Consider the following 26,538-nt stretch of genomic DNA (forward strand, 5'->3'; position numbering starts at 1 on the left):
CTAAGAGGAAAGAGAATGTTTCAGTTTTTTAAGAAAAAAACGGCTAAAAAAGAGCAAACAATGAGCCTCTCTGACTATAAGAAAGAGTATTTGAGAGAGAAAACGACAGAGTCGATTGAATCCTTGTTCAAGGAATTGAAACAAGCTAAAGTCTGGGTCCCCTTCAAACCGAATCTTCTGGATGAGAGTGATGAACAAGAAGGGGTACGACTAAAACCGGATATTCTGCGAAAGGGAGACGACTACTTCTATCCTTGTTTCTTAACTGAACAAGATATTCCTAAGGACTATTATGACCGTTTTTCCTGGTTGCAATTACCTCTTACGGACTGTTTATCTGTTGCGGAAGAGATAGGGGAGTTTCCGGTGAGAGGGATTGTTCTGGATGCCTTCTCTGACCCAGTCGAGATTGACAAAGGAGCTTTTGAAGCGATTCGCCAATTATAGTACATTTAGATTGACAAATTTTCTCAATTTGCTACAATAATAAAAGCAATAGAAATGATGGTCAAAGCTCATGGATGTTGCAGGCTTTTTGTCCTGCACTTCTTTGGAGTTTTGACTGTTTTTGTGTCGTTTAAGGGAAAGGATAAAAATGACTCAACCAGACTTTCGGACAAAAGCAGGAAATACGGTTTTTGGCGTTCGAGCGACAGCCTTAATTCTCCAAAATGGCAAGCTCCTAGTTACCAAAGATAAGGGCAAGTATTACACTATTGGCGGTGCGATTCAAGTCAATGAAAGCACGGAAGACGCGGTAGTCCGTGAAGTGAGGGAAGAACTAGGTGTCAAAGCTCAAGCTGGGCGACTAGCCTTTGTAGTTGAGAATCGTTTTGAACAAGACGGTGTTTCCTATCACAACATCGAATTTCATTATTTGGTAGACTTGCTGGAGGATGCCCCGTTGACCATGCAGGAAGATGAGAAAAGGCAGCCCTGTAAGTGGATTGACTTGGATAGGCTTGAGGGGATTAATCTAGTTCCAGCCTTTTTAAAAACAGCTCTACCAGACTGGGACGGCCAACTAAGACACATTCATCTTGAGGAATAGGAGAGAAAATGATGGTTAAGCTTATTGCCCATGTACTTGTTCATAGTGGTGGTGATTATTTACTCATTCAGCGTTCGGAAATTAAAAGAGGAGAACCCAACGTTTATCCAACTTACTGGGATATTCCTGGTGGCGGGGTTGAAAAGGGTGAACTTCCGCGAGATGGTGCTCTTAGAGAATGCATTGAAGAAGCGGGAGTTAGGCTAGATAGCAGTTCGCTCAAACTTCTTCACGAAGATAGTCAACTGGATACCTCTAAGGATACGGTTTTTACTCGCTTAGTTTATAAAGCAGAGTGGGTTGAGGAGAAGCCAATTATCAGATTAGATCCTGAAGAGCATACACACTTTAAATGGGTTACTATGGATCAAGCTCTAGAGGAGGAGAAGTTAGTTCCTTATTTGCGAGAAATTTTTGAAAGGTTAAGAAATGACTTATAATTTTACGGAAGAATACGATATTATTGTAATTGGTGCGGGGCACGCGGGGGTAGAAGCATCTCTAGCAGCCAGCCGTATGGGCTGTAAGGTCTTGCTTGCGACCATCAATATTGAAATGCTGGCGTTCATGCCTTGTAATCCTTCTATCGGAGGTTCTGCCAAGGGAATTGTCGTGCGTGAGGTAGATGCTCTCGGTGGCGAGATGGCCAAGACCATTGACAAGACTTACATCCAGATGAAGATGCTCAACACTGGGAAAGGTCCAGCTGTTCGCGCCCTTCGGGCGCAGGCTGACAAGGAACTTTACTCTAAGGAAATGCGCAAGACGGTTGAAAATCAAGAAAATCTGACCCTTCGTCAGACCATGATTGATGAGATTTTGGTGGAAGATGGCAAGGTTGTCGGTGTTCGTACAGCGACCCATCAAGAGTATGCTGCAAAGGCCGTTATCGTGACGACAGGAACAGCCCTCCGTGGGGAGATTATCATCGGAGACCTCAAGTACTCATCAGGACCAAACCACAGCTTGGCTTCGATTAACCTTGCTGACAATCTCAAGGAACTGGGACTCGAAATCGGTCGTTTCAAGACAGGAACCCCTCCGCGTGTCAAGGCTTCTTCTATCAACTACGATGTGACAGAAATCCAGCCAGGAGATGAAGCACCCAATCACTTCTCTTATACTTCGCGTGATGAGGATTATGTCAAAGACCAAGTTCCATGCTGGTTGACCTACACCAATGGTACCAGTCATGAGATTATCCAAAATAACCTCCACCGTGCGCCTATGTTTACAGGTGTGGTTAAGGGAGTGGGCCCTCGTTATTGCCCGTCGATAGAGGATAAGATTGTGCGCTTTGCGGACAAGGAACGCCACCAGCTCTTCCTTGAGCCAGAAGGACGCAATACAGAGGAAGTCTATGTCCAAGGCTTGTCAACCAGTCTGCCTGAGGATGTACAACGCGAGCTGGTTCATTCCATCAAAGGTTTGGAAAATGCAGAAATGATGCGAACTGGTTATGCTATCGAGTATGACATGGTCTTGCCTCATCAGTTGCGTGCGACTCTGGAAACCAAGAAAATCTCAGGACTTTTCACAGCTGGTCAGACAAATGGGACATCTGGTTACGAAGAAGCTGCTGGCCAAGGGATTATCGCTGGTATCAATGCGGCTTTGAAAATCCAAGGCAAGCCTGAATTGATTTTGAAGCGCAGTGACGGCTATATCGGGGTCATGATTGACGACTTGGTGACCAAGGGAACTATTGAACCTTACCGTCTCTTAACCAGTCGTGCTGAATACCGTCTCATCCTCCGTCATGACAATGCTGATATGCGTTTGACTGAGATGGGTCGTGAGATTGGTCTCGTTGATGATGAACGCTGGGCCCGTTTTGAGATTAAGAAAAATCAATTTGACAATGAGATGAAACGCCTAGACAGCATCAAACTCAAGCCAGTCAAAGAAACCAATGCTAAGGTTGAGGAAATGGGCTTCAAGCCGTTGACAGATGCCGTGACAGCCAAAGAATTTCTCCGTCGACCAGAAGTTTCTTACCAGGATGTGGTGGCCTTCATCGGGCCAGCTGCAGAGGACTTGGATGACAAGATTATCGAATTGATTGAAACAGAGATCAAGTACGAAGGCTATATTTCCAAAGCAATGGATCAGGTTGCCAAGATGAAACGCATGGAAGAAAAACGCATTCCAGCCAATATTGATTGGGATGATATTGATTCTATCGCGACAGAAGCCCGTCAGAAGTTCAAACTTATCAATCCAGAAACCATCGGCCAAGCCAGCCGTATTTCGGGAGTAAACCCAGCAGATATTTCTATTTTGATGGTCTATTTGGAAGGTAAAAATCGTAGTATTTCTAAAAATCAAGAAAAGAAAGTATAGAGAAAAACAGCTCCGAAGACGGGGCTGTTTTGTTGACTTGTACTCAATGAAAATCAAAGAGCAAACTAGGAAGTTAGCCGAAGGCTGTACTTGAGTACGACAAGGCGAAGCTGACGTGGTTTGAATTTGATTTTCGAAGAGTATTATTCTTCATCTGGTGTGAGGATCATAGGGATAATGATCGGTTCACGTTCCGTATTTTCATAAAGGAAGGGGCGAATAGCGTTGACGATAGCACCATTGACAGATTGCACGCTAGCATCTTTGTTCTTCAGTGCGATACGAATGGCATTGAAGAGGATGCGCTGGCTTTGGCGAATCAAGTCGCCAGATTCTCTCATGTAGACAAAGCCTCGGCTGAGGATATCTGGGCCAGACAGAATCATCTGTGATTTGAAGTCAACAGTTGCGACTGCTAGAACGACACCATCTTCAGATAGATCACGACGGTCTTTGAGGACGGCTGCACCGATTTCGCCGATACGATTTCCATCGACATAGATGTCTTGGGCGTTGAAATGACCGGCGATACGAGCAGAGTTAGCAGTAAGGGCAAGCACATCACCATTGCTCATGATAAAGATATTGTCCTTCTCGACACCAGTATCCACCGCTAGTCCAGCATGGACTTTCTGCATGCGGTATTCACCATGGACAGGCATGAAGTATTTGGGCTTAATCAAGCGAAGCATGAGTTTTTGCTCTTGCTGACCACCATGTCCAGAGGTGTGAATGTTGTTGATTTTACCGTGGATAACTTCGACGCCAGCTTCAGAAATGATGTTAATCAGTTTGTTGACGCTAGTAGTATTTCCAGGGATTGGGCTAGAAGAAAAGATAACGGTATCGCCGGGTTGGAGTTGCACCTGACGGTGGGTTCCGTTAGCGATACGAGAGAGGGCTGCCATCGGCTCCCCTTGACTACCTGTACAGAGGATCAGAACCTCGCCTGCAGGATAGTCTTTGATTTCATTTGGCTCGATAAAGGTTCCCTTAGGAGCTTTGATGTAGCCAAGCTCGATTCCGTTGACAATGGCCTTTTCCATCGAACGTCCAAAGACAGCAATCTTGCGTCCCGTCTTAACAGCAGCATCCGTTGCTTGCTGGAGACGGAAGATATTTGAGGCAAAGGATGCAAAGATGATGCGTCCTTCGATGCCTTGGATAATCTTCATGATGGACTGACCAACGACTTTTTCAGAGTTGGTAAAGGTTGGTACTTCCGCATTTGTCGAGTCAGAGAGAAGACAGAGCACGCCTTCTTCCCCAAGGGCAGCCATACGGTGCAAGTCTGCAGGTTCTCCAACTGGGGTGAAGTCGAACTTGAAGTCACCCGTACAAACGATTTTCCCTTGAGGAGTATGAATGACAATCCCCAAAGGTTCTGGAATAGAGTGAGTGGTTCTAAAGAAAGTTGCCTTGAGATTTTTAAAGGTCAACTCAGTGTTGTGGTTGATTTCGTAAAGTTTGGCGTTGCGCAAGAGACCGTGTTCTTCAAGTTTCCCACGGATCAAAGCTAAGGCAAGCGGTCCAGCGTAGATAGGGACATTTGCTTGCTTGAGCAGGAAGGGAATCCCACCAATGTGGTCCTCGTGTCCGTGGGTAATCAAAACAGCCTTGACGCGGTCGATATTGTCCACGATGTAAGAGTAATCAGGAATGACATAGTCGATACCCAGCAAGTCATCTTCCGGGAATTTAATCCCAGCATCGACGATGATAATTTCGTCTTGGTATTCAATTCCGTAAGTGTTTTTCCCGATTTCTCCCAGACCACCGATGGCAAAAACGCCGACTTCTTCAGGTTTAAGAGTGTAGGCCATATTAGAACTCCGTAATCTCGAAAGCGCCAGTTTCTTTTTCGTAATCTAGCAATTTGTCAGACAAGAGTTCGATAAATTCGATGTTGTACTCTGGGCGGTTTTCTTCGACAAGTTGGCGAGCAGCGATACGGCCCTCAAGTTCTGAGTTGGCATCGATGTCTAGGTAAAGTGAGCGTGTTGTTTCACGACGTGGGCTACGTTCTTTTGTTTCTTGATAAAAAACTTTGTAAATCATATAGTTCCTTTCTATTTACAGGTCAGCTTATTCCAAACTTTTAGCAGAGATTTGCTTAATTTCATTCCATTTTGTGTCTAGATTGACCTTGATTCGTTACAATTATTTCAATTATACCACAAAATGAAAAATTAGTAAAAGACGGAAATGGAGAAAGTCGGGAGGGAAAGAGGAAGCAAAAAGACAGGTAGGATTTGGTCGGAGAGCGCTTAGGTGTTATAATTAAAGGGGGAATCTATGGAGATAGTAGGTTTGAGGAAGAATACAGTTCTAGTTTCATTAATCGTTGGTGTAGATGGTTGGGGCAGAATGATATCTTTGAAAAAAGAAAAAGCTCTTGAGAAATCTCAAGAGCAAATAAAAAGGCTGAGACAAAACTCGGGGATTTTCCTGGAGCAGTCCAGATGGCAGCACCTCTACCTGAAGCGAATGCATCGCAACCTTTGAATGACTTGTCACCAAATCAAACTCGATCTCAGCCTTTACTTAATTCTATCATCTATGAGGCTAAGAAGTCAATCTATAAGTATAACGATGTAGACATAGCATGGAGTGGAGCGCTTACTAAAAGGTAAAGACAAGCACTTAATTTAAGAGTAAGCAAAAAGAGAGGACCAATGGTAGTCAGGGGTCTTTACAGTTCAAAGCTGAGGGCAGTCCCACACCCGTACCAGAAGTTGGTACCTTTGAACGCTCTGTTACCAGTCGCCCTACGTTATCCTCTCAATATTTATATTTTACTATAACTTACTGAGGGAATCAACTTTAAAAGCATCAAAAAGCTCCTGACCGAAGTCAAGAGCCATCTAACACTGGGGGCGAATTGTTCAATCGCAATTTCAGTTCTTTAGAAACCAAAGTTTCAGGGATAGCACTGCAACCCGAAGAGTCAACGACTCAACCTGATTTTCCTACCAATGTTGAATTACATTTTAACATTGATAGACCAACATTGTCAACAGTTTAAATAAAAAAGGAATACCAGAAGGAGGATTAAGAATGTTTAGTTTGTTTGAATTTGCAGTAGGAGTTCGCCTCTTGATGTTTGTAGTCTTTGTAGCTTGTGTCTATGGGGGGAATGCCCTGTTTGTGCATCTGGAACACCGCAAAACAAAGTTCCTTTGGAAGCTTGCTTTTGTGACGCTCTATTCAATTTTTCTTCTCCTGGTCACCTATGTTGTCTGGTTCGTTTTCTACTTTGGTTTAAATGCCTAAAGTCAATTATTCATCTAAATATACAGAAAATCCACCTCGTCTTGATAGATGGGATGGACTTTTTCTATTTTTAGGTGCTATCTTTATTGTTATGACGATGATTTCTCACATCGAAAATCGAGTTGAAACATAAATGCATGATCCAAATTTTTTACAAAGAACCTTTCAATTTCCTTGTTCACTTTTCTATTCAAAAAAGATATAACTTTTTTAAATTTTTTGTGTAGAATTGCTTGTCTAAGTGGCAGGCCTCTTTTGTTTCAAAACAAAGAAAATTCCCATGCGCTAGCTTTTGTAGTATAATAGTAAACAGACAAAAAGATAGGAATATGTTATGAAAGTATTAGCTTTTGATACGTCCAGCAAGGCTCTTTCTCTAGCCATTTTAGAGGACAAGCAGGTTCTTGCTGAGACTATGATCAATATCAAGAAAAATCACAGTATCACCCTTATGCCTGCCATTGATTTTTTGATGTCGAGTCTGGACCTGACACCCAAGGATTTGGATCGCATCGTGGTGGCAGAGGGACCGGGCAGCTACACAGGTCTGAGAATTGCGGTAGCGACAGCCAAAACCTTGGCTCATACTTTGAACATCGAGTTGGTTGGCATGTCCAGCCTCTTGGCTCTGGTGCCAAGTCAGCAAGAAGGCTTGGTGGTTCCTATCATGGATGCACGCCGTAACAATGTCTATGCAGGATTTTATGAAAATGCCAAGGCTGTTTTTCCAGAAGCACACTTGTCTTTTGCGGAAGTGCTAGAGCAGGTCAAGGATGCTGAACAGGTAACCTTTGTTGGAGAAGTTGGAGCCTTTGTGGAACAAATCCAAGAGCATCTGCCACAAGCTAGCTACCAAGAAACCTTGCCAAATGCAGCTAATCTAGCTCTTTGGGCCTGGGATAAGGAAGCAGCCTCCTTGCACGACTTTGTGCCAAATTACCTCAAACGTGTCGAAGCTGAGGAAAACTGGCTCAAGAACCACACCGAGTCTGGCGAGTCCTACATTAAACGCCTATGATAGAGATCAAACGAATCCAAAAACAGCCTGAACTAGCTCAACCCATCTATGCTGTCATGGCAGCTGTTTACCCAGTCAGCCCGTGGACGCTGAAACAAATCCAAGCAGACCTGTCCCAAGATCAGACTTGGTATGCTCTGGCTTATGATGTGGCAGAAGTGATTGGCTTTCTAGCTGTTCAGGAGAATCTCTTTGAAGCAGAAGTCCTGCAAATCGCTGTAAAGAACGCCTATCAGGGTCAGGGAATTGCGTCAGCCTTGTTTGCAACGTTGCCGACGGACAAGGAGATTTTCCTCGAAGTCAGAAAATCTAATCACCGAGCGCAAGCATTTTACAAGAAAGAAAAGATGGCAGTCATCGCTGAGAGAAAGGCCTATTACCATGACCCAGTTGAGGACGCCATTATCATGAAGAGAGAAGTAGATGAAGGATAGATATATTTTAGCATTTGAAACATCCTGTGATGAGACCAGTGTTGCTGTCTTAAAAAATGACGACCAGCTCTTGTCCAATGTCATTGCTAGTCAAATCGAGAGCCACAAACGTTTTGGGGGCGTAGTGCCAGAAGTGGCTAGCCGTCACCATGTCGAGGTTATTACACCCTGTATCGAGGAAGCACTGGCAGAAGCAGGAATTACCGAAGAGGACGTGACAGCTGTGGCGGTCACCTATGGACCAGGATTAGTTGGAGCTCTACTAGTTGGTTTGTCAGCTGCCAAGGCCTTTGCTTGGGCTCACGGCCTTCCGCTTATCCCTGTTAATCACATGGCTGGGCACCTCATGGCAGCTCAGAGTGTGGAGCCTTTGGAGTTTCCTTTGTTGGCACTCTTGGTCAGCGGAGGACACACCGAGTTGGTCTATGTGTCAGAGGCTGGGGATTACAAGATTGTTGGGGAGACACGAGACGATGCAGTTGGGGAGGCTTATGACAAGATCGGTCGTGTCATGAGCTTGACTTATCCAGCAGGTCGTGAGATTGACGAGTTGGCCCATCAAGGACAGGATGTGTATGACTTCCCTCGTGCCATGATCAAGGAAGATAATCTGGAGTTTTCATTCTCAGGTTTGAAGTCTGCCTTTATCAATCTTCACCACAATGCCGAGCAAAAGGGAGAAAGCTTGTCTACAGAGGATTTGTGTGCTTCCTTCCAAGCAGCAGTTATGGACATTCTCATGGCAAAAACCAAGAAAGCCCTAGATAAATACCCTGTTAAAACCCTTGTTGTCGCAGGTGGCGTGGCAGCCAATAAAGGCCTCAGAGAACGCTTGGCAGACGAAATCACAGATGTCAAAGTCATCATTCCACCCCTGCGTCTCTGTGGAGACAATGCAGGTATGATTGCCTATGCCAGTGTCAGCGAGTGGAACAAAGAAAACTTCGCAGGTTTGGACCTCAATGCCAAACCAAGCCTTGCCTTTGATACCATGGAATAAAGAGTCAGCTTGAAGCTGGCTTTTTTGCTAAAATATTTTAGGTAACTATATATCAGTTTACACTAGACACAATATATAGTGCTTACAAGAATATCAAAAAGGCGACTTCCAAGAGGAAATCGTCTTTTTCATGCTTATTTCAAAAATTCATACTCAAATAGGAATGGCACAATTTCAGAATTATAATACTCTTTTACCATTGTTTTCAATGTATTCAAGTGTCCGTTTAATTCGGGATAGTTATAGATTGTTTTATCATTTTCATCTTTTTCAGATGTGTTAAGCTCATCAATAATCTGATAAACTGAATACGTTAATTTAGAATTATAATTTTTCGTTTTCTTAGCTTCTGTTAGGACTTTTTCCCATTGTTCAAATAAATCAGTTTCTTTAGAACCTTGTTTCAATTTTGCTAAGTTAACTGTTGCTAGTGTATCTCCATTAGTGTTATCCAATGACAACTCATTTCGGTAGAATCGTCCATCAGAACCATATAAACTTCTCATGTGATTTTGCGTTTCAAGTGTTGTGAAGAGCAGAATTTTCAATAAGTCTTGTTCAATCTTGTTACTTGATACAGCTTTATTAAAACGTTCAGCGCCATCGGCAGATTTCATAATATTAGCACGCTGTGTCCAGTGACGATTATAAGTAATGTAGCGACTGGCGGCAAACATTGGGAGTTTCTCTAGGAAGTTGTCAGAGCGAAGGAAAAAGCCATGTCCATCATATCTACCTGCCATTATTAAGGTAGCGTGTAAATCTGGGTTATCAAATCCAGAACTATATACTGCCATATAGCCCAGAATGTTTGAATTAAATAAAGGAATAACACTCTTAGTTTTACCTTCATACTCTTTACCATTTAATCCTAGATAAAGTCCATTATTTTCATCATTTATGAACTTTCTTTTATCAAAGTACTTTTGGCTATACGTGCTATGTATCCTTTTAATAATGATATTATTTTCAGGAAGTAAATTTCCATCCTTATCAATATCATAGGCTTCTAATTTTAGTGACTCTAGTGCAACTTCTTCTTTACTCCAAAGAGCACACATAATCATCGCATGAATATTAGTGTGAAAGTGTTTGCGATTAAAAGCAAAACCACCTAAAAATTTTTGATTGATGAGATGCTGAGCTTTCCAATACTTTACAGGACTATAGACAATATAAGAATCTGTTGGTTGGCGTAAATAATATTTGAAAGCAGACCAGATAAAGATATTTCCGAGTTCGTTTGTCGCCTGTCCTTTAACCTCTTTTTTCATCTCCGTCACTAAAAAGCTCTTTTTCCAAGCAGATGATTTCTTACTAGTCCCAGCTTTTTGGTGTTCAATAGAAGTAGTCTCTGCATAAGGGGGATTCTCGTACATGATAATTGTCACTTTTGGGTCGTTGATATAGCGTTCAATAATTTCATTGTTAATGTATTCCTTGCTAAGAGCGTCAGCTCCTCGGACTAGTCCCATATTAAACGTATCTTCTTTCTCAGTTGGTGGGATAATGTGGCGAACCTTGTCACCTAGCAACTCAACAAGAACTTTATATTCATAGTATTCAATAGTAGAAAGGACGCAGTGACTTAGTTCCTCGTCGCTCATCAATTTCTCGAGGTTTCCAGTCCCAGCACATCTATCCAAAATAATATAATCATTTCCTTCTGGAACACGCTTAATAGCTTGTCGGACTAGCTCCAATGACTTTTCAACATAAGATTCAGGAGTGTAGAAAGCTCCTAAGTTTTTCTTTTGTAAAGTATCATTGAGTTTATCCATCAAATAGTGAAATTGTGCATTAGTTTCACCGATATAGGGATTGATAAATTCTTTTAGTTTCTCAGGTTTCCGAATTTCACCAATAATTTTAACTTTACCAGTTTGGTCACCGATAAAATCAGACTTTTTAGCTCCTTTGTTTTCACTATAAAAACGTTCCGCCCAACCAACAATACAGTTTTCGTCAATGTTAATTTTTGTGTATTGCTTTGAACGTAGTAAAGTAATGAGACGACTTTCATCTAGTTGGCTTTGACCGTATTCTAAAACCTCAAGAGGAGCATCAGAAGAAAAACCAGCTGTTTTAACACTTGCACCACCAAAATATACTTTTTCGATATGTGTTAAATATTCCTGACTATCAAAAACGTAGATTTTTTCATTCGTTAGCGATACAAGCAGAATGTTTTTAGGGATTTCTTTCCCTTTGATTCTCCGAGCAGATAGATATTTGATGGCTTGGAATAGAACAGAGTTAATATCATTGATAACAACTTTAAATTCAATCAGATTTCCATTTACAATACCATCTGTATAGTCTGTTAAAATATCATCTGTTTTCAAAGTATTATCAACAAGAGGTAGATAATCTTGATAAAACTTTAGTTGTCCATCAACTTCGTTTGAGAAATGGTTAGGCATATTGTAGCTCTCCATTTCTCTCTAAAGATAACTCAGAAAACTCAACATAAAAAGCCTTCTCACAAAAATGTGAAAATGCCTGTTTTAATGCTTGACAAAAAACACGTCCGATTACATAATCAGCGTGAGCTGTGAGCTGTGAGCTGTGAGCTGTGAGCTGTGAGCTGTGATTGCGTTCATAATACTTAATTTCCTTTATTTTTGTTACTTCTATTATATCAAAATTTTGAAATCCTGCGAAGAATTTAGACATTATTAAAAGACGATTTCCGTTTGTAAGTTGCCTTTTTGATATTCTCGTAAGCACTATATCTTGTGTCTAGTGTAAACTGGTATATAGTTCCAATATTTTATAATATATTAAAAAAGAAAAGTATTTACGAATGGAATAGTAAAGAGGGTTTTGGACAGGAGTTTGGTCATGATTGAAAAGATGGCATTGGGAGAATTTTACAAGGAATTGCGATTGGCTAGAAAACTCAAGCAGTCAGATGTAGCTTGTGATGGACTGACAGCATCTCAGCTATCCAAGTTTGAGTTAGAGCAGTTTTCGTGTTATACTTTCTTTATTTCATAGTATAGGAGAAAATAGAATGAAAAAGATAGTCTCACGCTACTACCTTATTATAGCCATTTTACTTGTCATTGCTGATCAGTTCTTCATTCGTTTGCTTTTACATAGCGACCTTGCTACTGGTCTATCTGACTTTGCTTATTATTTGTCAGATATGATGTTGCATTTTCTTGTAGTTCTGCTTGCTTTTATTGTTATGATTTGGTCAGGGAAATGGCAGAAAATTAACAGTCGAAAATTTAGAGGTTTGAACTGCACCCCAAAAGTTAGATTTTTTCTGTCTAACTTTTGGGGTGCAGTTCATTTTTCAGTCTTTTTTATTTCGACTGTCTGTTACTAGTTTTTGATCAATCCTTTGTTTCCTCAAAATTTAGAGAACAAATCTCAAAATGTAATCGGAAAATTCAAAGTTTGTCAGTCTGAGTCTTTTCTTGTATAGTAGAAATATGAAGTTTAAAAAAATAGTCAGTAGTTTGCTTTCTCTTGGAGCTTTACTCATGCTTTTATCAGCTTGCCAGAATATCAAAAAGGCACAACTGGTCTTGTTTGAATCCCTTTCGTTCGGTATGTCTCCTAAATCTGTTGAAGAAGTATTGGGAAAGGCTAGCGAGGTGGAGGAAGAAGAGGAAATGGCCTATCGCGATACTTGGCGTGCAGAAGACCCTTATTTCTATAAAACAGGCCGCCTTTTCTATGATTACGAAAATATTTCTTTGAAGGGCCATACAGGTCGAGTAAGATTCACATTTTCAAAGTCGCATCACTTGGAAACAGTAGCGGCTTATTTTCTCGTTACCTCAAAAGCTGAGCAGCAAGCATTGCTCGATAACTTATCCCAGACTGTAAAAAAAGAACTGGAAGAACTCCCAGATTACCAGTCCATGACAACTGAGACAGTAGGCCTCTATGATGACGGTTATCGCTACAAGGTCAAGTTAAAAGGACAACAGTGGGAACTCTGGATCGATGTCTATCCAACAGAAAATAAATATGCTACAGGCACAGAAACCGATAAATATGCTACAGGCACAGAAACCGATAAGTATACTATCCGAGTGGATCAATTTCTCATGTATCCATGATGCTTCCTCTTCAGCACTTTTTCTGGCAATAGGTTTCGAATCCGAAACTTTTTTCTCTTCTTTGAATATGTTATAATAGTCCGTGCTGTGGCTGTGATGATGAACAGCCTCAATTGGAGAGAATATGAGGAGAAGGATGAAAGAAAAAGGATTTTGGGAAGGTGTACAGGCGGCCATGCCGACTGCTCTTGGCTATGTCAGCATTGGCCTGGCTTGTGGGATTATTGGCGCGCCCTATGTGACACCTGTTGAGATGGGCTTGATGAGCCTCTTTGTTTATGCTGGGAGCGCCCAGTTTGCCATGTTGGCACTGATTGCAGTACAAGCGCCTGTGGCAGCCATTGCTATGACAGTTTTTTTGATCAACTTGCGACTCTTTTTGCTGAGCTTGCATGCATCGACCTATTTCCGTCATACTAGTCTCTGGCAAAATATCGGCATGTCCAGTCTCCTGACAGATGAGACCTATGGGGTTTTGATGGGAGAATTAGCCCATACAGACAAGGTTCATCCCATGTGGATGCACGGGAACAATCTCAATAGTTATGTAGCCTGGTTTATTGGGACAGTGGCGGGGACGGCTTTAGGTGGGCTTCTTCCAAATCCTGAGGTCTTTGGCTTGGACTTTGCCCTTGTTGGGATGTTTATCGGGATTTTTACTTCACAATTTCAGATTATGCAAAGACGGGTTCCTGTACGGAATCTGCTGCGGATCCTAGCCGTTGTTGCGGTGTCCTTCTTTTTGCTCTTGACAGTGGTGTCTCAGTCGCTAGCTGTCCTGTTTGCGACCTTGCTAGGTTGTACTATGGGGGTGGTCTTAGATGGTCAGTAAATATCTTTTGTTAGCCGTTATCTTTTCAGGCCTAGTGACTTGGATTCCCCGTATGATTCCCTTCATCTTGGTCAAGTATAAGGGCTTGCCTGCTATCGTTGAGCGGTTTTTGAAGTTCTTGCCTGTTTCCATTATTTTTGCCTTGATCCTTTCAAGCGTAGTGACTGGCAAGGTTGGGAGCCTTCCTCAGATCAAATGGCTGGACTTTTTAGCAGTCTTTCCAACGGCTTGGGTAGCCTTTCGCTACCGCAATCTAGTGGGGACAGTTCTTTTTGGGGTAGTCTTGATTGCAGTCTTGCGTCTGGTCTTTTAGTCAGCCATAAAAAAAACCTATCACCGAGATAGATATCATATAATGGCGAAAAAAAATATTTTCTGTTAAGATAGTAAAGTATTCTATTTTGGAGGAAATGACATGAAAAAAATCGTCAAATATTCATCTCTTGCTGCTCTAGGACTTGTTGCCGCAGGTGTACTAGCAGCTTGCTCAGGTGGAGATAAGAAAGACACTGCAACTAGCGAAGCAGCATCTGGTAAGAAAGAAATTATCGTTGCAACCAATGCTTCACCAAAACCATTTAACTACGAAGAAAATGGCGAGTTGACTGGTTATGAGATTGAAGTAGTCCGTGCTATCTTTAAAGACTCTGACAAATACGATGTCAAGTTTGAAAAGACAGAGTGGTCAGGTGTCTTTGCAGGTCTTGATAGCGACCGTTATCAAATGGCTGTGAACAATATCAGCTATACCAAAGAACGTGCTGAAAAGTACCTTTATGCAGCTCCAACTGCTAAAAACCCTAACGTTCTTGTAGTGAAGAAAGACGACGACAGCATCAAATCACTTGATGATATCGGAGGCAAGTCTACTGAGGTTGTTCAAGGTACAACATCAGCTAAACAGCTAGAAGATTATAACAAACAACACGCAGATAATCCAACTGTTCTTAACTACACTAAAGCGGACTTCCAACAAATCATGTCTCGTTTGAGCGATGGTCAGTTTGACTACAAGATTTTTGATAAAATCGGTGTTGAAACAGTTATCAAGAACCAAGGTTTGGACAACTTGAAAGTCATTGAACTTCCAAGCGACCAACAACCTTACGTTTACCCACTTCTTGCTAAAGGTCAAGATGAGTTGAAATCATTTGTAGACAAACGTATCCAAGAACTCTACAAAGACGGAACTCTTGAAAAATTGTCTAAACAGTTCTTCGGGGACACTTACCTCCCAGCAGAAGCTGATATCAAATAGTCGTATGAAATCATCCAGTCTGAGAAAGGCGGATGATTTCTCAATTTTTAGGTATATAGTTTCAAACTATATGTCTGCCTATCTAATAACAATTTGCTAAATCAAATAAAGTATGAGATACTATTACGGTATTATTTTTAAAGGAGATAGAATCATGAAAATTAAAAAATGGCTCGGTGTAGCAGCTCTTGCTACAGTCGCAGGTTTGACTCTTGCAGCTTGCGGAAATTCAGAAAAGAAAGCAGACAACGAAACAGTTGTCAAAATTGCAACAGTTAACCGTAGCGGTTCTGAAGAAGCACGTTGGGATAAAATCCAAGAATTGGTTGAAAAAGATGGAATTAAATTGGAATTCACAGAGTTCACAGACTATTCACAACCAAACAAGGCAACTGCTGATGGCGAGGTAGACTTGAACGCCTTCCAACACTACAACTTCTTGAACAACTGGAACAAAGAAAACGGGAAAGACCTTGTAGCGATTGCAGATACATATATCTCACCAATCCGCCTTTACTCAGGTAAAAATGGGGAAGAAAACAAGTACACTAAAGTGGAAGAAATCCCAGATAACGGTGAAATCGCCGTACCAAACGATGCAACAAACGAAAGCCGTGCGCTTTACTTGCTTCAATCAGCTGGTTTGATCAAATTGGATGTTTCTGGAACTGCACTTGCAACAGTTGCTAACATCACAGAAAATCCAAAGAACTTGAAGATTACTGAATTGGACGCTAGCCAAACAGCTCGTTCATTGTCATCAGTTGATGCTGCCGTTGTAAACAATACCTTCGTTACAGAAGCAAAATTGGACTACAAGAAAGCACTCTTCAAAGAACAAGCTGATGAAAACTCAAAACAATGGTACAACATCATTGTTGCGAAAAAAGATTGGGAATCATCACCTAAGGCTGATGCCATCAAGAAAATTATCGCAGCTTACCACACTGATGAAGTGAAAAAAGTTATCGAAGAAACATCAGACGGTTTGGACCAACCAGTTTGGTAATAAGACACAGGGAGGTGGGAGAGAGTTTCCACCTCTTGCTTTTGTATAGAGAGTTGATTTTAAAGAGGCGCTTGTGGTTGTTCTGAGGACACAAGTACGTAGTAGAAAGAGAGAGAAAATGGTTTTTCCTAGCGAACAAGAGCAGATTGAAAAATTTGAAAAGGATCATGTGGCCCAACATTATTTTGAAGTCTTGCGCACCTTGATTTCCAAGAAATCAGTCTTTGCCCAGCAGGTTGGACTCAAGGAAGTCGCAAACTATCTGGGTGAGATTTTCAAGCGTGTGGGGGCTGAAGTGGAGATTGATGAGACTTATACGGCTCCCTTTGTCATGGCGCATTTCAAGAGTTCGCGTCCGGATGCCAAGACCTTGATCTTCTATAATCACTATGACACCGTGCCAGCGGATGGCGACCAGGTGTGGACAGAGGCTCCTTTTACCCTTTCTGTGCGAAATGGCTTTATGTATGGACGTGGGGTTGACGATGACAAGGGCCACATCACGGCTCGTTTGAGTGCTCTGAGAAAGTACATGCAGCACCATGATGATCTGCCTGTCAATATCAGCTTTATCATGGAAGGGGCAGAGGAGTCTGCTTCCATGGATCTAGATAAGTATTTAGAGAAACACGCAGACAAACTCCGTGGGGCAGATTTGTTAGTTTGGGAACAAGGGACCAAAAATGCCTTGGAGCAGTTAGAAATTTCTGGTGGAAACAAGGGAATTGTGACCTTTGATGCCAAGGTAAAAAGTGCTGATGTGGATATCCACTCGAGTTATGGTGGTGTTGTGGAGTCGGCGTCGTGGTACCTTATCCAGGCCTTAAGTAGCCTGCGAGCTGCTGATGGACGTATCTTGGTAGAAGGCTTGTATGAGGATGTTCAAGAGCCAAATGAACGAGAACTAGCCTTGGTAGATGCCTACGCCCAACGCAATCCTGAGGAAATCAGTCGCATTTATGGTTTGGAATTGCCTCTCTTACAAGAGGATCGTGTAGCCTTTCTAAAACGTTTCTTTTTCGAGCCAGCCCTTAATATCGAAGGGATTCAGTCAGGTTATCAAGGGCAAGGGGTTAAAACGATTTTGCCAGCAGAAGCCAGTGCCAAGTTAGAAGTTCGTTTGGTTCCTGGCCTAGAACCGCATGATGTTCTGGAAAAAATTCGGAAACAGCTAGACAAAAATGGCTTTGATAAGGTAGAATTATACTATACCTTGGGAGAGATGAGCTATCGAAGCGATATGAGCGCACCAGCCATTCTCAATGTGATCGAGTTGGCCAAGAAATTCTATCCACAGGGCGTTTCAGTCTTGCCGACCACAGCGGGGACAGGGCCTATGCATACGGTCTTTGATGCCCTAGAGGTACCAATGGTGGCCTTCGGTCTAGGAAATGCCAATAGCCGAGACCATGGTGGAGATGAAAACGTGCGAATCGCCGATTACTACACCCATATTGAATTAGTAGAGGAGCTGATTAGAAGCTATGAGTAGAGATATTATCAAGTTAGATCAGATTGATGTGACTTTTCACCAAAAGAAGAGAACCATCACAGCGGTCAAGGATGTGACCATTCACATCCAAGAAGGGGATATCTACGGAATCGTTGGATATTCTGGAGCAGGGAAATCAACCCTTGTACGGGTGATTAACCTCTTGCAAAAACCATCTGCAGGGAAAATCACCATTGATGACGATGTGATTTTTGACGGTAAGGTCACTTTGACGGCGGAGCAGTTACGTCGGAAACGTCAAGATATCGGGATGATTTTCCAACACTTTAATCTTATGAGCCAGAAAACGGCCGAGGAGAATGTGGCCTTTGCCCTTAAACATTCTGGACTCAGCAAGGAAGAAAAGAAAGCTAAAGTAGCCAAGTTGTTGGACTTGGTTGGCTTGGCGGATCGTGCTGAAAACTACCCTTCACAACTATCAGGAGGGCAAAAACAGCGTGTGGCTATTGCGCGTGCCTTGGCCAATGATCCAAAAATCTTGATTTCAGATGAGTCAACTTCTGCCCTTGACCCTAAGACAACCAAGCAGATTTTGGCCTTGTTGCAAGATTTGAACCAAAAATTAGGCTTGACTGTTGTCTTGATTACGCATGAAATGCAGATTGTCAAAGATATTGCTAACCGTGTGGCGGTCATGCAGGATGGCCGTTTGATTGAAGAGGGTAGTGTCCTTGAAATCTTCTCAGACCCTAAACAACCTTTGACCCAAGACTTCATCTCTACTGCAACAGGTATTGACGAAGCCATGGTTAAGATTGAGAAGCAAGAAATCGTAGAACATTTATCTGAGAATAGTATCTTAGTGCAGCTCAAGTATGCAGGGGCTTCGACAGACGAACCACTTTTGAATGAATTGTACAAACATTACCAAGTAACGGCCAATATCCTCTATGGAAATATCGAAATTCTCGATGGCACTCCTGTTGGAGAATTGGTGGTGGTCTTGTCAGGTGAAAAAGCAGCACTAGCAGATGCTCAAGATGCCATCCGTCAGGCTGGCGTCCAACTAAAAGTATTGAAGGGAGGACAGTAAAATGACAGAGTTGATTCAAACTTACTTACCAAATGTCTACAAGATGGGCTGGTCAGGTCAGGCAGGCTGGGGAACAGCCATCTACCTAACTCTTTATATGACAGTTCTTTCCTTCATCATCGGAGGGTTCTTGGGGTTGGTGGCAGGTCTTTTCCTCGTCTTGACAGCGCCAGGCGGTGTCTTGGAAAATAAGGTTATCTTCTGGATTTTAGACAAGATCACCTCTATTTTCCGTGCGGTACCATTTATCATCCTCTTGGCAATCATGTCGCCCCTCTCTCACTTGATCGTCAAGACTAGTATCGGTCCAAATGCAGCCCTTGTGCCACTTTCATTTGCGGTCTTTGCCTTCTTTGCCCGTCAGGTGCAGGTGGTCTTGGCTGAGTTGGATGGTGGTGTGATTGAAGCAGCGCAGGCTAGTGGAGCGACTTTCTGGGATATCGTTGGGGTATACCTATCCGAAGGTCTTCCAGATTTGATTCGTGTGACGACTGTGACCTTGATTTCCCTTGTTGGTGAAACCGCTATGGCGGGAGCAGTTGGTGCTGGTGGTATCGGTAACGTGGCCATTGCTTATGGATTTAACCGTTACAATCACGATGTGACCATCTTGGCGACCATTATTATCATCTTGATTATCTTTACAATCCAGTTCTTGGGAGATTTCTTGACCAAGAAATTAAGTCATAAATAATGGAAGGAGTTCAACGGGACTCCTTTTTGTTTTCTCACCGAAATGCAAGAAGGATAAAGCTTCTTTTTAGAAATATGCTATAATAAACAAAGGTCCCCAATTAGCAAATCAGAAAGTTTGCTGTAGAAGAGATGATAATGTAAAGGAGTTTGTCTGGTATGAATTATTTCGAGGGGAATGAGTTTTTCCTTCTCTTATTTATAGTTTTACTGATTGGTTTTGTGGTAAACTTTTTTGAAAAACGTAAGGACTACTATATTTTGGCGCTCTCCCTCTTATTTGCAGGAGCTATCTATGGTAAGAGTCGAGCGATGATTGTCTATTTGCTCGCCTTTATTGTTTACCAGTATTTTCTGGTTTTTCTAGCACAGCGGATAGAGGCAAAGTGGCTGAAACCACTGCTTTTCCTTTCCATTCTTCCTTTGGTAATCAATAAAGTCTTTGCCCTGACTTCTCTGCATTTGTTGGCCTTTATTGGAATTTCTTACATGTCCTTTAAGACCATTCAGATCATGCTAGAGATATCGGATGGCTTAATCAAAGAAAAAATCAGTGCAAAAGATTATCTACAGTTTTTGCTCTTTTTCCCAACAGTTAGTGCTGGTCCAATTGATCGGAGTAGGAGATTTTTAAAAGAGATAAACGAGGTCATGCCACGAAAAGAGTATCTAGAGTTAGCAGGGGACGGTGTGTATCGTATCGTTCTAGGACTCCTTTACAAGATTGTTTTATCAACCTATGTTTACCAGATGTTACTCGCTCTAAATAATACGGACATAGTCGTTTATTCAATCAAGTATATGTACCTCTATACCTTGTATCTGTTCTTTGACTTTGCCGGCTACAGTCTAATGGCCGTTGGAAGTAGTAACATTCTAGGTATTCAGACACCGATGAACTTTAACAAACCTTTCTTGAGTGTTGATATCAAAGATTTCTGGACCAGATGGCATATCACCTTGTCGACCTGGTTGAGAGATTTTGTATTTTCAAGAGTATTGATGCAGGTTATCAGGAAAAAATGGTTTAAAAATAGACTACACAATGCAACCTATGCCTATATGGTCAATATGTTGGTCATGGGTTTTTGGCATGGTCTTAGTGTTAGCTACATTGTCTATGGTTTTTACCATGGTGTCTTGATGGCTGGATTTGAAGTGTATCAAAAGAAAAGCAATTTTTATAAGAAAAATAAAAACAAAAAATGGTATAAGCTACTAAGTTGGTTTGTGACCATGAATTTGGTTATGGTTGGTTTCTTTATCTTTTCAGGTGAACCCTATAAAATCTTACTGACGACTTTAAAGAGATAAGAGATTGAGAAGAAATCGGACAGATCGAAGGGATAGGATAAAACGAGATGATTAAATTAAAAGCATTTTTACTATCGCTTGTGCTCGTAATTGCGACGCTTGCCCTTTTAAATGTGACGTATGTCAAGAAGATTGATGATTATTATAAAGTCAAGGATAACAGTATTCGTTACAGCACCTCATATGAAAAGTATAAAAGTAGAGATATTCTAACAAGCAATATCACCCCCAATACACTGGTTCTAATGGGTTCCTCAGAGTTGGTTGCGACGATAAATGAAGACTATCATCCAAATAAAATTTTTAACTACAACGATTTTAATATCATGCAGATTGGGACCAGTTATTCTCAAAACATCATTCAGGCTACGACCTTGGGCTCTATTGAAGGATCTATGAGTAAGCGAAAAGTGGCTATAGTAGAGTCGGTTCAGTGGTTTGAAAAAGATGGGACCCATCAAGATGCTTTTTTGAATAAGGCTTCTCAGGAACATATTTTCCACATGCTAGATAATGACAAGATTAGTAAAGAAACGAAAGAAAAACTAATCAATCGCATTATCGAGATTACCAAGGGTAACAAGCAACAAAATGACATCTACAAAAAATACAAAAGTTATTTCATAGATGGAAAAGGAACCATTGTTGATAAAAAACTATTAGAGTTTGAGAACGCGATGTATTCCTTTAAGCTCAAACAGACTTTTTATCAAAAACATGCCAAATCAGATTATCCCTCACTAGGAGACAAAACCCCAGACTATGATTGGGAAAAGATGACGGATCAGTTTGTGGAAGAGGTCAAAAAGAAAACAGACAATAATGACTATGCTGTTGATAATAACTACTACAATACTTACTTAAAAGATCGCTATGCATCGCTGAAAGATTCTAATAAAGATTTGAGCTACCTAGAGTCACCAGAGTATTCAGATATGGAACTCTTCTTGACAGTTGCCAAAGAATTGGGAATTGAAGTTGAGGTTATTATTTTCCCAGTAAACGGGAAATGGAAAGACTACACTGGTGTCTCAAGAGAGATGCGAGAAAAAACTTATAAAAAAATAGAAGATGTCGCAAAGAGTCATGGTGCAACCGTATTAAACTATGGAGACAGAGAGTATGATGATTACTTTTTATTTGACGTGATGCACGTTGGAGTGAAAGGATGGATGGAAGTTGAAAAAGAACTTTACAAATTTGCAAACCAAGCTAACTAACACACATCGTTTAATCTTGTGGACACTATTTTTCTATACGGTCATCTTGAGCATCGTGATTTACTGTTTTGTGACCGATTTTTCGAATATTCAAGAATTTATCTATAGTGAATTTTAGGATTGTATACAAAAAGGCCCTGGAACTAGGCATTGCTAGTCTTCAGGGCTTTTACCTTATAGTTTATCAGCTATTTTTTGACTTAGAAATTGCCCAACAACAGCCCCAATCAAGGCACCTAGAAGGATGCTCGAAACAAAGAGAAGGATTTTGTCCAACTCTGGAGCGACCATGATACGGTCAATGTATTCCTGAGATTTTCCACGAGCGAGGAGAGCTGCCTCGTAGGATGCTGGATTGATCCACATGAGGAGGATAGGACCGCTTGTGCTAAAAGCAAAGACGAGGAAGGAGAAAAGATTTTTAATCTTATCCTGATAGTGGCCGAGGCGAGCGGTGGCATCTGCTGCAAGACCGCAGGCGATAGCTGGTAGAAAGGCTCCAGCGCCGTGTTTGCTAGCTAGGAAAAAGAGAGCCATAAAGAGCCCGAGAGTGGTAATGGCACCAAAACGAGGAACTTTTACCAGAAGAAACATGTAGACGCTACCCCCAACAAGGGCTGAAAAAGCCGGAGCATAGAACATATTGCCCGTTGAGTCAACCAAGTGACCAAGTACTACTCCAATCCCTAGACAGAGGAAATAAAGGACGACAGCTAAGAGGGTGGTTAAGATATTTTTCTTCATGAGTTTCTCCTTGATATAAACTAACAAAATCAATTGTATCACGCTTTTTGAGGATTGTAAATGGGAGTTCTATATTTTTGAAAACGTTTGAAATATGATATAATAGTTACATCGTTAGTTTAAGGAGAGTAGCATGGGAAAATTTCTAGAATTCGTCTTTAATCGTATCTTTTTGGGAATGATGGCGACGGCTTATTTCTGGCTATTAACACTAGCAGGAGGAGTAATCTTTGGTTTGGCACCAGCTAGTGCAACTCTTATGAGTTTGTATGCGGAGCATGGTTATACCTATCGAGCATACCATTTGAAGGAAGCTTGGGAATTGTACAAGAGCAATTTTGTCAAGAGTAATCTGGCTTTCTATAGTTTTGTGTTTGTTGATCTTGTCCTAGTTTATGGTTTGTATCTTCTAGTTCAATTGCCCCACCAGACGATTTTCCATCTCTTGGCGACCTTTCTCAATGTCCTTGTAGTTGCTCTTGTCTTTCTAGCCTATACTGTTTCCTTGAAACTTCAGGTGTACTTTGATTTATCCTACCAAAACACTTTGAAACTATCCCTTATCGGGATTTTTATGAGCCTACCTGCGATTGCCAAGGTTTTACTCGGGTCCGCTCTCCTTGTAGGAGTTGGTTATTATATGCCTGCCTTGCTCTTTTTTGTAGGAATTGGAATGTGGCATTTCTTTATCAGTGATATGTTGGAACCTATTTATGAAAGTATCCATGAAAAATTGGCAACAAAATAGAATGAAGCAGTTCTGGCTTCACTCTCTTTTACGGATTTATAGTTTGGTTATGATCGTGGTCATTGCCAGTTTTGCGATTATGCTCTCGTATGCTGACTGGGACTCGCGTGAGAAAGAGGCCCAACGGGTTGCAGAACGTGTGACCACTAGGACAGTGAGTGAAGTGGAATATTATCACAGAGAGTCAACCCAACTTGCTCAGTCTTTGGTTGAAAATCAGGCCCGCATCGAAGGGATTTACAAGTATTTCAGTCTCAGCACACCAGACTATTTCTATTGGCAATTAGAGCGTAAAACTTCGCCTTATATCTCGGTTTCCCTGTATGAAAATATTGATGATCTCTATGTTCGGAATGATTTTGTGACTGGAGTGGCCATTGTTCTTCAGGACTATAAGGAAGTCTATGTTTCGACTAGAGAAAAACGCAGTGGGGAGAAAGTTCCTGCGGAGGATTTTAAGCCGACAGCCAATAGTTTTGCCATTCCTGTTTCCGATCCTGTGTCTGACAAGGATTTAGGAGTGATCTATATCTCTCTATCCCCAGATGTTTTACATGGAGCGATTGACAATACAAGGGGCCATATCCCAATGGCTGTAACAGTAACTTCGCCTTTTGAGACTGAGATGTTCCATATTGGGGAGAAGGTCTCAGCCGAGCGAGAAAACTGGTTTGTAGGTGTCACCTCTCACGGTTATCAGGTTCGAGTTGCTGTTCCTAAAAATTTTGTTCTTACAGGAACTTTGACGAGTTCAGCTGTCATTATTGGGCTAAGTATTCTCTTTATCATCATTTTGTACGTGACCCTTAGACAGACTTTTTCAAATTACCAAAAGCAGGTCGTAGACCTAGTAGATTCGATCGAGGTGATTGCTCAAGGAGAAGAAGGCCTTCGAATCGATACCTCTGAAAAAGACCAAGAATTGCTTCTCATTGCAGAAACAACCAATGATATGTTGGATCGCCTGGAAAAAAATATCCACGATATCTATCAGCTAGAGCTCAGCCAAAAAGATGCCAATATGCGAGCCCTACAGGCTCAAATCAATCCTCACTTTATGTACAATACTCTGGAGTTTTTACGGATGTATGCCGTCATGCAAAGTCAGGATGAACTGGCAGATATTATCTATGAATTTAGCAGCTTGTTACGCAACAATATCTCCGACGAGCGGGAAACGACCTTGAAGCAAGAGTTGGAATTTTGCCGAAAATATAGCTATCTCTGTATGGTGCGTTATCCTAAATCCATTGCCTATGGTTTCAAGATTGCACCAGAATTGGAAGAAATGAGGATTCCAAAATTTACCCTCCAACCATTAGTAGAAAACTACTTTGCCCATGGTGTTGACCATCGCAGAACGGATAATGTCATCAGTATCAAAGCCTTGAAGGGCCAAGGCTTCGTTGAAATTTTAGTGGAAGACAATGGTCGAGGAATGCCTGCTGAGAAACTAGCTAGCTTGCAAGAAAAATTAGCTCAGCGAAGTTTTGAACACGAGGCAAGCTATAGTGGGGAGCGACAATCAATTGGAATAGTAAATGTACACGAACGCTTTGTTCTCTACTTTGGGGATCGCTACCAAATCAGTGTAGAGTCAACTGAGCAAGAAGGTGTTCGTTACCATATCACTATCCAGGATGAATAGAAAGGTTAGAAATGTATAAAGTTTTATTAGTAGACGATGAGTACATGGTGACAGAGGGGCTCAAGCGATTAATCCCCTTTGAAAAATGGGATATGCAAGTCGTCGCAACAGCTAATCACGCAGATGATGCTTTGGACTATATTAAGAAAAATCTAGTAGATGTGGTCATTTCCGATGTCAACATGCCAGATAAGACCGGACTTGAGATGATTAGGGAAATGAAAGAGTTACTTCCAGATACCTATTATATCTTGCTATCTGGTTATCAGGAGTTTGAGTACGTTAAAAAAGCCATGAACCTTAGTGTCGTGGATTATCTGGTCAAGCCAGTAGACAAGGTGGAGTTGGGCAATTTATTAGAAAAAATTGCGCAACAGCTTCAAGAAAAGGTGGAGCAAAGTCAGACCCTCAGTCAAGAATTGGATGAGACAGGATTTACGAACTACCTGTCAGGTAAAGACAGCTGGTGGATTGGTCTATCCAAGGAAAAGCAGGGTTCTTTTACCATTCCCTACTATGTTTTGGGGCAAGACTGGCAGATTTTCATCTCTGATCAACAGCTCGATGGCATCATCGTGACACCATTTGAAGCACCCTACCAGCAGTCCTTTGAGAATTGGAAGATCAACGCTGAAAAAGCCCTCTTCTACGGTTCAGTTAATCTAGAAAAATCCGAGAGTTTGTTTGCTTATTACGAGCCGATTTATCGGGTGATTATCCAAGGGAATATCAATCAAATCATCGAAGAATTAACCCTGCTAGAGAAGGTTGTTTTGGAGAATACTCCGCGCGTGGCCATCACGAAGCAGCTCTTCACCCAGTTTGTCATGGATGTCTTTCATTTGTTTGAACACCTAAAAGCAGATGATATGACGGAGATTGTAAAAGCTATTCATGATATTAATACCTTTGAAGAATTGGTTGCCTATATCAAAGACACCTTGACCAAGTTCTTCGGCCAGTACCGCATGAATGAAAATGTGGTGAGCGTTCTGGAAGTGATTGGGCGTGATTATCAGAAAGAGCTCTCACTTAAGGATATTAGCAAGGATCTCTTTATCAATCCTGTCTATCTCGGTCAGCTGATCAAGAGGGAAACCAACTCAACCTTTGCGGAATTGCTCAATAAACAGAGAATTAAGGCAGCGCAGCAACTCTTACTGTCGACCAGTGATAGCATCGAAGATATTTGCTATGCAGTTGGCTATAGTAATGTTGGATATTTCTATAAGGTTTTCCGTAAATTGTGCGGAAAATCACCGAAAGCTTATCGGAAACAAGTTGAAACCAGCTTGTAAAAGTTGTATTTCTGTACAAAAAATGCTATA

Annotated in this window: 27 protein-coding genes and 2 pseudogenes; 24 read left to right on the forward strand and 5 right to left on the reverse strand. The window is 41.6% G+C overall.

Going from position 1 to position 26,538, the window contains the following annotated elements; translation table 11 throughout:
* The first annotated feature begins 15 nt into the window (after positions 1–15).
* The 4 genes from AB2B49_RS00600 to mnmG all read left to right on the forward strand — a co-directional run bounded on the left by AB2B49_RS00600 (position 16) and on the right by mnmG (position 3,394).
* Positions 16–447, forward strand: a complete 432-nt coding sequence (locus AB2B49_RS00600; RefSeq protein ID WP_320691823.1) for an SseB family protein — start codon at positions 16–18, stop codon at positions 445–447.
* 148 nt (positions 448–595) lie between these two features.
* A complete protein-coding gene (locus AB2B49_RS00605) occupies positions 596–1,051 on the forward strand; it encodes an NUDIX hydrolase (protein ID WP_242746373.1) in 456 nt (151 codons plus the stop codon).
* Between the two features lie 8 nt (positions 1,052–1,059).
* Entirely contained in the window at positions 1,060–1,491 is a 432-nt protein-coding gene (locus tag AB2B49_RS00610) for an NUDIX hydrolase (protein WP_129326095.1), read from the forward strand.
* Positions 1,481–3,394 (forward strand): tRNA uridine-5-carboxymethylaminomethyl(34) synthesis enzyme MnmG, encoded by a 1,914-nt coding sequence (mnmG, locus tag AB2B49_RS00615; RefSeq protein WP_033630463.1) that lies wholly within the window; start codon positions 1,481–1,483, stop codon positions 3,392–3,394. The genes AB2B49_RS00610 and mnmG overlap by 11 nt, the downstream gene beginning before the upstream one ends.
* Positions 3,395–3,537: 143 nt before the next feature.
* Here the strand turns inward: mnmG and rnjA are convergent, their stop codons facing one another.
* Together rnjA and AB2B49_RS00625 are read right to left on the reverse strand one after the other, a co-directional pair.
* Entirely contained in the window at positions 3,538–5,217 is a 1,680-nt protein-coding gene (gene rnjA / locus AB2B49_RS00620) for a ribonuclease J1 (protein ID WP_070569451.1), read from the reverse strand.
* Between the two features lies 1 nt (position 5,218).
* Positions 5,219–5,452 carry a DNA-dependent RNA polymerase subunit epsilon gene (locus tag AB2B49_RS00625; protein WP_000639581.1) on the reverse strand — a complete coding sequence of 78 codons (234 nt, stop codon included), beginning with the start codon at positions 5,450–5,452 and terminating at the stop codon, positions 5,219–5,221.
* A gap of 237 nt (positions 5,453–5,689) precedes the next feature.
* Here AB2B49_RS00625 and AB2B49_RS00630 point away from each other — a divergent pair, with 237 nt between their 5' ends.
* The 5 genes from AB2B49_RS00630 (at position 5,690) to tsaD (ending at position 9,119) form a co-directional block, all read left to right on the forward strand.
* Positions 5,690–5,899 (forward strand): hypothetical protein, encoded by a 210-nt coding sequence (locus tag AB2B49_RS00630; RefSeq protein WP_000407020.1) that lies wholly within the window; start codon positions 5,690–5,692, stop codon positions 5,897–5,899.
* Between the two features lie 552 nt (positions 5,900–6,451).
* Positions 6,452–6,667 carry a hypothetical protein gene (locus AB2B49_RS00635; RefSeq protein ID WP_000492028.1) on the forward strand — a complete coding sequence of 72 codons (216 nt, stop codon included), beginning with the start codon at positions 6,452–6,454 and terminating at the stop codon, positions 6,665–6,667.
* Positions 6,668–7,001: 334 nt separating this feature from the next.
* Entirely contained in the window at positions 7,002–7,685 is a 684-nt protein-coding gene (tsaB, locus tag AB2B49_RS00640; protein WP_049504628.1) for a tRNA (adenosine(37)-N6)-threonylcarbamoyltransferase complex dimerization subunit type 1 TsaB, read from the forward strand.
* Positions 7,682–8,119, forward strand: coding sequence for a ribosomal protein S18-alanine N-acetyltransferase (gene rimI / locus AB2B49_RS00645; RefSeq protein WP_049504631.1), 438 nt, complete (start codon positions 7,682–7,684; stop codon positions 8,117–8,119). Before tsaB ends, rimI begins: the two co-directional genes overlap by 4 nt.
* On the forward strand, positions 8,109–9,119 hold the full coding sequence (gene tsaD, locus AB2B49_RS00650; protein ID WP_049504632.1) for a tRNA (adenosine(37)-N6)-threonylcarbamoyltransferase complex transferase subunit TsaD: 1,011 nt from the start codon (positions 8,109–8,111) through the stop codon (positions 9,117–9,119). Before rimI ends, tsaD begins: the two co-directional genes overlap by 11 nt.
* A gap of 134 nt (positions 9,120–9,253) precedes the next feature.
* On the opposite strand, the gene AB2B49_RS00655 is transcribed toward tsaD, so the two are convergent.
* The gene (locus AB2B49_RS00655) at positions 9,254–11,557 is read right to left on the reverse strand and encodes a hypothetical protein (protein ID WP_320691824.1); all 2,304 of its coding nucleotides are present in this window, start codon (positions 11,555–11,557) and stop codon (positions 9,254–9,256) included.
* On the reverse strand, positions 11,535–11,795 hold the full coding sequence (locus AB2B49_RS00660; protein WP_049504635.1) for a hypothetical protein: 261 nt from the start codon (positions 11,793–11,795) through the stop codon (positions 11,535–11,537). The genes AB2B49_RS00655 and AB2B49_RS00660 overlap by 23 nt, the downstream gene beginning before the upstream one ends.
* 168 nt (positions 11,796–11,963) lie before the next feature.
* On the opposite strand from AB2B49_RS00660, the pseudogene AB2B49_RS00665 reads away from it, so the two are divergent.
* From AB2B49_RS00665 to dltD, 12 genes and pseudogenes are all read left to right on the forward strand, one after another.
* A pseudogene (locus AB2B49_RS00665) lies at positions 11,964–12,089 on the forward strand (MutR family transcriptional regulator); the annotation flags it as partial.
* Between the two features lie 46 nt (positions 12,090–12,135).
* A pseudogene (locus tag AB2B49_RS00670) lies at positions 12,136–12,363 on the forward strand (CPBP family intramembrane glutamic endopeptidase); the annotation flags it as partial.
* Between the two features lie 199 nt (positions 12,364–12,562).
* Positions 12,563–13,198 (forward strand): hypothetical protein, encoded by a 636-nt coding sequence (locus tag AB2B49_RS00675; RefSeq protein WP_049504638.1) that lies wholly within the window; start codon positions 12,563–12,565, stop codon positions 13,196–13,198.
* Between the two features lie 136 nt (positions 13,199–13,334).
* A complete protein-coding gene (locus AB2B49_RS00680; protein WP_000659754.1) occupies positions 13,335–14,030 on the forward strand; it encodes an AzlC family ABC transporter permease in 696 nt (231 codons plus the stop codon).
* Positions 14,020–14,343: an AzlD domain-containing protein gene (locus AB2B49_RS00685; protein ID WP_000253936.1), complete on the forward strand. Its 324-nt coding sequence runs from the start codon at positions 14,020–14,022 to the stop codon at positions 14,341–14,343. Before AB2B49_RS00680 ends, AB2B49_RS00685 begins: the two co-directional genes overlap by 11 nt.
* 102 nt (positions 14,344–14,445) lie before the next feature.
* A complete protein-coding gene (locus AB2B49_RS00690) occupies positions 14,446–15,288 on the forward strand; it encodes an amino acid ABC transporter substrate-binding protein (RefSeq protein WP_000724967.1) in 843 nt (280 codons plus the stop codon).
* Between the two features lie 154 nt (positions 15,289–15,442).
* Positions 15,443–16,297, forward strand: coding sequence for a MetQ/NlpA family ABC transporter substrate-binding protein (locus AB2B49_RS00695; protein ID WP_000694533.1), 855 nt, complete (start codon positions 15,443–15,445; stop codon positions 16,295–16,297).
* A 118-nt stretch (positions 16,298–16,415) separates the two neighbouring features.
* Entirely contained in the window at positions 16,416–17,789 is a 1,374-nt protein-coding gene (locus AB2B49_RS00700) for a M20 family metallopeptidase (RefSeq protein ID WP_049504641.1), read from the forward strand.
* On the forward strand, positions 17,782–18,843 hold the full coding sequence (locus AB2B49_RS00705; protein ID WP_320691825.1) for a methionine ABC transporter ATP-binding protein: 1,062 nt from the start codon (positions 17,782–17,784) through the stop codon (positions 18,841–18,843). Before AB2B49_RS00700 ends, AB2B49_RS00705 begins: the two co-directional genes overlap by 8 nt.
* A gap of 1 nt (position 18,844) precedes the next feature.
* Positions 18,845–19,537, forward strand: coding sequence for a methionine ABC transporter permease (locus AB2B49_RS00710; RefSeq protein ID WP_049550187.1), 693 nt, complete (start codon positions 18,845–18,847; stop codon positions 19,535–19,537).
* A gap of 158 nt (positions 19,538–19,695) precedes the next feature.
* Positions 19,696–20,850: a D-alanyl-lipoteichoic acid biosynthesis protein DltB gene (gene dltB / locus AB2B49_RS00715; RefSeq protein WP_320691826.1), complete on the forward strand. Its 1,155-nt coding sequence runs from the start codon at positions 19,696–19,698 to the stop codon at positions 20,848–20,850.
* Positions 20,851–20,897: 47 nt separating this feature from the next.
* The gene (dltD, locus tag AB2B49_RS00720; RefSeq protein ID WP_320691827.1) at positions 20,898–22,070 is read left to right on the forward strand and encodes a D-alanyl-lipoteichoic acid biosynthesis protein DltD; all 1,173 of its coding nucleotides are present in this window, start codon (positions 20,898–20,900) and stop codon (positions 22,068–22,070) included.
* A gap of 174 nt (positions 22,071–22,244) precedes the next feature.
* Here dltD and AB2B49_RS00725 read toward each other — a convergent pair whose 3' ends face one another.
* Positions 22,245–22,814, reverse strand: a complete 570-nt coding sequence (locus AB2B49_RS00725; RefSeq protein WP_320691828.1) for an MptD family putative ECF transporter S component — start codon at positions 22,812–22,814, stop codon at positions 22,245–22,247.
* Between the two features lie 133 nt (positions 22,815–22,947).
* On the opposite strand from AB2B49_RS00725, the gene AB2B49_RS00730 reads away from it, so the two are divergent.
* The 3 genes from AB2B49_RS00730 to AB2B49_RS00740 are packed head-to-tail and all read left to right on the forward strand — an operon-like array spanning position 22,948 to position 26,508.
* Positions 22,948–23,562, forward strand: coding sequence for a YesL family protein (locus AB2B49_RS00730; RefSeq protein ID WP_061428224.1), 615 nt, complete (start codon positions 22,948–22,950; stop codon positions 23,560–23,562).
* The gene (locus tag AB2B49_RS00735; RefSeq protein ID WP_320691829.1) at positions 23,540–25,210 is read left to right on the forward strand and encodes a sensor histidine kinase; all 1,671 of its coding nucleotides are present in this window, start codon (positions 23,540–23,542) and stop codon (positions 25,208–25,210) included. The genes AB2B49_RS00730 and AB2B49_RS00735 overlap by 23 nt, the downstream gene beginning before the upstream one ends.
* A gap of 11 nt (positions 25,211–25,221) precedes the next feature.
* Positions 25,222–26,508: a response regulator transcription factor gene (locus AB2B49_RS00740; RefSeq protein ID WP_320691830.1), complete on the forward strand. Its 1,287-nt coding sequence runs from the start codon at positions 25,222–25,224 to the stop codon at positions 26,506–26,508.
* Positions 26,509–26,538: the final 30 nt, after the last annotated feature.

It is taken from the genome of Streptococcus jiangnanensis (genome assembly GCF_040888325.1).
Lineage (GTDB): Bacteria > Bacillota > Bacilli > Lactobacillales > Streptococcaceae > Streptococcus > Streptococcus jiangnanensis.

What these genes read in the sequence shown, in the direction of transcription:
- AB2B49_RS00600 (WP_320691823.1), top strand. Translation starts at nt 16, where the DNA reads ATGTTTCAGTTTTTTAAGAAAAAAACGGCTAAAAAAGAGCAAACAATG.
- AB2B49_RS00605 (WP_242746373.1), top strand. Translation starts at nt 596, where the DNA reads ATGACTCAACCAGACTTTCGGACAAAAGCAGGAAATACGGTTTTTGGC.
- AB2B49_RS00610 (WP_129326095.1), top strand. Translation starts at nt 1,060, where the DNA reads ATGATGGTTAAGCTTATTGCCCATGTACTTGTTCATAGTGGTGGTGAT.
- mnmG (WP_033630463.1), top strand. Translation starts at nt 1,481, where the DNA reads ATGACTTATAATTTTACGGAAGAATACGATATTATTGTAATTGGTGCG.
- rnjA (WP_070569451.1), bottom strand. Translation starts at nt 5,217, where the DNA reads ATGGCCTACACTCTTAAACCTGAAGAAGTCGGCGTTTTTGCCATCGGT.
- AB2B49_RS00625 (WP_000639581.1), bottom strand. Translation starts at nt 5,452, where the DNA reads ATGATTTACAAAGTTTTTTATCAAGAAACAAAAGAACGTAGCCCACGT.
- AB2B49_RS00630 (WP_000407020.1), top strand. Translation starts at nt 5,690, where the DNA reads ATGGAGATAGTAGGTTTGAGGAAGAATACAGTTCTAGTTTCATTAATC.
- AB2B49_RS00635 (WP_000492028.1), top strand. Translation starts at nt 6,452, where the DNA reads ATGTTTAGTTTGTTTGAATTTGCAGTAGGAGTTCGCCTCTTGATGTTT.
- tsaB (WP_049504628.1), top strand. Translation starts at nt 7,002, where the DNA reads ATGAAAGTATTAGCTTTTGATACGTCCAGCAAGGCTCTTTCTCTAGCC.
- rimI (WP_049504631.1), top strand. Translation starts at nt 7,682, where the DNA reads ATGATAGAGATCAAACGAATCCAAAAACAGCCTGAACTAGCTCAACCC.
- tsaD (WP_049504632.1), top strand. Translation starts at nt 8,109, where the DNA reads ATGAAGGATAGATATATTTTAGCATTTGAAACATCCTGTGATGAGACC.
- AB2B49_RS00655 (WP_320691824.1), bottom strand. Translation starts at nt 11,557, where the DNA reads ATGGAGAGCTACAATATGCCTAACCATTTCTCAAACGAAGTTGATGGA.
- AB2B49_RS00660 (WP_049504635.1), bottom strand. Translation starts at nt 11,795, where the DNA reads ATGTCTAAATTCTTCGCAGGATTTCAAAATTTTGATATAATAGAAGTA.
- AB2B49_RS00675 (WP_049504638.1), top strand. Translation starts at nt 12,563, where the DNA reads ATGAAGTTTAAAAAAATAGTCAGTAGTTTGCTTTCTCTTGGAGCTTTA.
- AB2B49_RS00680 (WP_000659754.1), top strand. Translation starts at nt 13,335, where the DNA reads ATGAAAGAAAAAGGATTTTGGGAAGGTGTACAGGCGGCCATGCCGACT.
- AB2B49_RS00685 (WP_000253936.1), top strand. Translation starts at nt 14,020, where the DNA reads ATGGTCAGTAAATATCTTTTGTTAGCCGTTATCTTTTCAGGCCTAGTG.
- AB2B49_RS00690 (WP_000724967.1), top strand. Translation starts at nt 14,446, where the DNA reads ATGAAAAAAATCGTCAAATATTCATCTCTTGCTGCTCTAGGACTTGTT.
- AB2B49_RS00695 (WP_000694533.1), top strand. Translation starts at nt 15,443, where the DNA reads ATGAAAATTAAAAAATGGCTCGGTGTAGCAGCTCTTGCTACAGTCGCA.
- AB2B49_RS00700 (WP_049504641.1), top strand. Translation starts at nt 16,416, where the DNA reads ATGGTTTTTCCTAGCGAACAAGAGCAGATTGAAAAATTTGAAAAGGAT.
- AB2B49_RS00705 (WP_320691825.1), top strand. Translation starts at nt 17,782, where the DNA reads ATGAGTAGAGATATTATCAAGTTAGATCAGATTGATGTGACTTTTCAC.
- AB2B49_RS00710 (WP_049550187.1), top strand. Translation starts at nt 18,845, where the DNA reads ATGACAGAGTTGATTCAAACTTACTTACCAAATGTCTACAAGATGGGC.
- dltB (WP_320691826.1), top strand. Translation starts at nt 19,696, where the DNA reads ATGAATTATTTCGAGGGGAATGAGTTTTTCCTTCTCTTATTTATAGTT.
- dltD (WP_320691827.1), top strand. Translation starts at nt 20,898, where the DNA reads ATGATTAAATTAAAAGCATTTTTACTATCGCTTGTGCTCGTAATTGCG.
- AB2B49_RS00725 (WP_320691828.1), bottom strand. Translation starts at nt 22,814, where the DNA reads ATGAAGAAAAATATCTTAACCACCCTCTTAGCTGTCGTCCTTTATTTC.
- AB2B49_RS00730 (WP_061428224.1), top strand. Translation starts at nt 22,948, where the DNA reads ATGGGAAAATTTCTAGAATTCGTCTTTAATCGTATCTTTTTGGGAATG.
- AB2B49_RS00735 (WP_320691829.1), top strand. Translation starts at nt 23,540, where the DNA reads ATGAAAAATTGGCAACAAAATAGAATGAAGCAGTTCTGGCTTCACTCT.
- AB2B49_RS00740 (WP_320691830.1), top strand. Translation starts at nt 25,222, where the DNA reads ATGTATAAAGTTTTATTAGTAGACGATGAGTACATGGTGACAGAGGGG.